Here is a 3,351-nt window from a genome sequence, read left to right as displayed (position 1 = left end):
CGCCTATTGGCCGCGCCCGCCAGCAGCGACACCGTGAGGCGCGGCCAATAGGCGTAGTCGAGGAGCAGCGCGCGCACCGCTTCGCTGCCGCCGATATCGGCGATGTTATGGGCGATCAGTCCGCCGACGAGCAACAAATAGGCGCCGCCCGCGAAAGAGACCGCCAGCCGGCGGCGGTCATGAAGCATGGCCGCGCTCGAAAAGCCGCGTGTGCTTGAGAAGCAGATCGGCGAAGCGGCCGGCCGACGGCAGGCCGCCGAAACCCCAGACGCTCTCCAGGATCGCATGGTTGCCAGGGGCGAAGACCGGCAATTGGCCGAGCAGCCCGTCACGCGCCGCCAGCTTGGCGCGCACGGCTGGCGGCACCGGCTCGATCACCAAAAGGGCCGCGTCGCGGATCGCGAAGAGCTGGTCGACGCCGGCATCGGCAAAACCCCAGAAATTGCCGTCGCTGGTCCAGGCGTTGGCGAGCCCGGCGCGCTTCAGCACGTCGTCGAAGAGGCTGCCGCGGCAGAACACCCAGGCATGGCGGTCGTCCTGGAAATAGAGCACCAGCACCGGCTTGGTCTGCGCCGTTCCGATAGCATCCCTCAACGTCGCAATCTTGCCGTCGGTGGCGGCGATCAGATCGGCCGCCGCCTGCTCGCGGCCCAGCACCGCGCCGAGCCGCATCGCGTTCTCCTGCGCATGGCGGTAGGGCTCGAGGTCGTTGGTGAAGGTGGCGAGGCTGATGACCGGCGCGATCTTGCCGAGCACCGGCTCGATCGCCGTGAACTGCGGCGTCGACAGGATCACGTCCGGTTTCAGCGCCGCCAGATATTCGAGGCTGGGCGTCGCCCTCAGCCCGATCTCGGCGACATTGGCGGGCAGGGCAGGCGAGCCGACCCAGTCGCGGTAGCCGGCGGTTTCGGCAAGCCCAAGCGGCGTGATGCCCAGCGCCAGCAGCGTCTCGGCCGTGCCCCAATCGATGGTGGCGACGCGCTCGGCATGTGAGGGCACGGCCTCGTCAGCCGCCGGCGGCACCGGCAGCAGCGCAAGCAGGAATGCCAAAAGCGTTGCGATCACGAGCCCCGACCGGCGGCCGTTACCATTTGTAGCCCATTGTCAGGCTGATCTCACGGCTCTCGCCGTAGAAGCAGGTGATGTTGCAGGAGGCGACATAGGCCTTGTCGAACAGGTTGGAGACGTTGAGCGCCGCCTTGAAGTTGTCCTTCTCGTAGCGGATCGCGGCGTCGACCACGGCGTAGTCCGGCACCTTCTGGGTGTTGGCGGCATCCGCGTAGGAAGAGCCGACATAGCGCACGCCGCCGCCGATGGTGATGCCTGGCAAGCGGTCGGAGGGGATCGCATAGTCGAGCCACAGCGAAGCGAATTGTTCCGGCGTACCGGTCGTCACCTTGCCGATCTCGGCCGGATTGCCTTCCTCGATCTTGAGGTCGTACCAGGTGTAGGCGGCGGTCAGCTTCAGGTCCGGCGTCAGCTGGCCGACGGCTTCGAGCTCGACGCCGCGCGAATTGACCTTGCCGATCTGCCGGTTGAACAGCACGCCATCGCTGGTCACGACGTTTTCGCGAGTCAGGTCGAACAGCGATGCGGTCAGCATCACATCCGGCAGCCATGTCGGCTGGTATTTGACACCGGCCTCGTATTGCACCGCCGTTTCCGGCTTGAAGGCATGGCCGGTGGCCGTGTCGGTGCCGGTCAATGGCAGGAACGAGCGCGAGACGCTGACATAAGGCGAGATGCCGTTGTCGAAATTGTAGATGACGCCGGCGCGGCCGCTGAAGGCGTCGGCGGAATAGCTGGTGCGCACCCCGGTCGGGCGATCGGTGACCTTGGTCTGCACGTCGTCGTAGCGGCCACTGAACACAAAATTCCAGCGGTCGATCTGCATCGTGTCCTGGGCGTAGAGGCCGGTCTGGTTCTGCAGCGTGTTCGACTGGTCGTAGCGCGATGTGACCGGCGGCGCGCCGCTGTAGACAGGGTTCAGCACATCGAGCGGCGGGGCGTCTTCGTAGCCCGACTCGTCATGCAGGTCGAAGCGCTTGTAGTCGAGCCCGAGAAGCAGCGTGTGGTCGATCAGGCCCGTGGACGTCTGCCATTCGACCTGGTTGTCGACGCTGAACAGGCCGAGATCCGGCTTGGACAGGAAGTTGGCGCGGTCGAGCAACGCCGTGGTGGTGGTCGGCGTGCTTACCCAGCCTTCACCGTAGACGTTGCGGAAATCGACGTTGAGATGGCCGTAGCGCAGGTTCTGGCGCACGGTCACGTCATTGTCGAAGCGGTGCTCGAATTCGTAGCCGACCATCTGCTGCGAGCGCTCGAACTTGTCGACGCTGGGCTCGCTGGTGAATAGTTCGCGCGGGATTTTCCCGAAGGGCGCGTCGACGACCGTACCTTCATACGGCAAAAAGTTCTGGCCGCGCGTCTTCAGCTTCGAGACATTGGCATAGACGGTGAGGCTGGTGTCCTCGTCCGGCTTCCAGGTGATTTCCGGCATGATGGCGAACTGGTCGTTGTCGGTATAGTCGACCTGGGTGCCGCCATAATTGCCGGTGGCGATGAAGCGGTAGGCGAGCGTGCCGTCCTTGTTGACGCCCTCGACGTCGAGCCCGGTCCATAGATTGCCGAACTCGTTGACGCCGATCGCCGTCTCGCCGCGGTTCTGGAAGGTCGGCCGCTTGGAGACGAGGTTGATGAGGCCGCCCGGGTTAGAGGCGCCGTAGAGCGCCGAGGACGGCCCGCGCAGGACGTCGATGCGGTCGAGCAGATAGGGGTTCACCTTCCAGGTCGCGAAACTGTCGCTCGACTGCAGCTGCAGCCCGTCGAGGAAGTAGCTGCTGACTTGCGAGGAGAAGCCGCGGATCAGGAACCAGTCGTTGCGGGTGTCGTTGCCGAAGGTTTCGGAGCGGATGCCCGGCGCATAGCGCGTCGCCTCGACGACGGTCCGCGCGGCCTGGTCCTCGATCTGCCGGCTGCCGACCACGCTCACCGCTTGCGGCGTCTTTTCCAGCGGCTGGGCGGACTTGGCGGCGCTGGCGTCTTTCTTCGCCTTGTAGCCGTCGAAGTCGGAGGCACCCTCGCCGGCCTCGCCCTCGATCTGGATCGGCGCCAGCACTTCCTGTTTCCCCTGCGCCAACGCATGTGGCGGATGCAGGAAAGTCGTTGCCAGCAAAAACCCCGCCAGAACGCGCCGGTTGTTCATCACGCCGATCCCCATCTCGATACCGCCGGCAGCGCTATTCAAGATGAGTAAAAGAGTCAACTTATAATTTGTCGGGCAAATAAGGTGTTGGCGGGGAGGCCTGCTGATCTCCCCCCTCGCGGGGGAGATGGCCGGCAGGCCAGAGG

The 3,351-nt window shown here is 65.0% G+C and carries 3 protein-coding genes; all 3 read right to left on the bottom strand.

Annotated elements, in window-relative coordinates:
* Positions 1–188 (bottom strand): hypothetical protein (locus EOA29_RS29820; RefSeq protein WP_145969863.1); only part of this gene is annotated, 188 nt, incomplete at its 3' end.
* The gene (locus tag EOA29_RS29815) at positions 178–1,065 is read right to left on the bottom strand and encodes an iron-siderophore ABC transporter substrate-binding protein (RefSeq protein ID WP_126094747.1); all 888 of its coding nucleotides are present in this window, start codon (positions 1,063–1,065) and stop codon (positions 178–180) included. The genes EOA29_RS29815 and EOA29_RS29820, both read right to left, overlap by 11 nt.
* Positions 1,066–1,084: 19 nt before the next feature.
* Entirely contained in the window at positions 1,085–3,205 is a 2,121-nt protein-coding gene (locus EOA29_RS29810; protein ID WP_126094746.1) for a TonB-dependent siderophore receptor, read from the bottom strand.
* Positions 3,206–3,351: the final 146 nt, after the last annotated feature.

The sequence above is a fragment of the Mesorhizobium sp. M1E.F.Ca.ET.063.01.1.1 genome (assembly GCF_003998155.1).
Lineage (GTDB): Bacteria > Pseudomonadota > Alphaproteobacteria > Rhizobiales > Rhizobiaceae > Mesorhizobium.
This window is presented reverse-complemented; position numbering and strand designations above follow the sequence as displayed.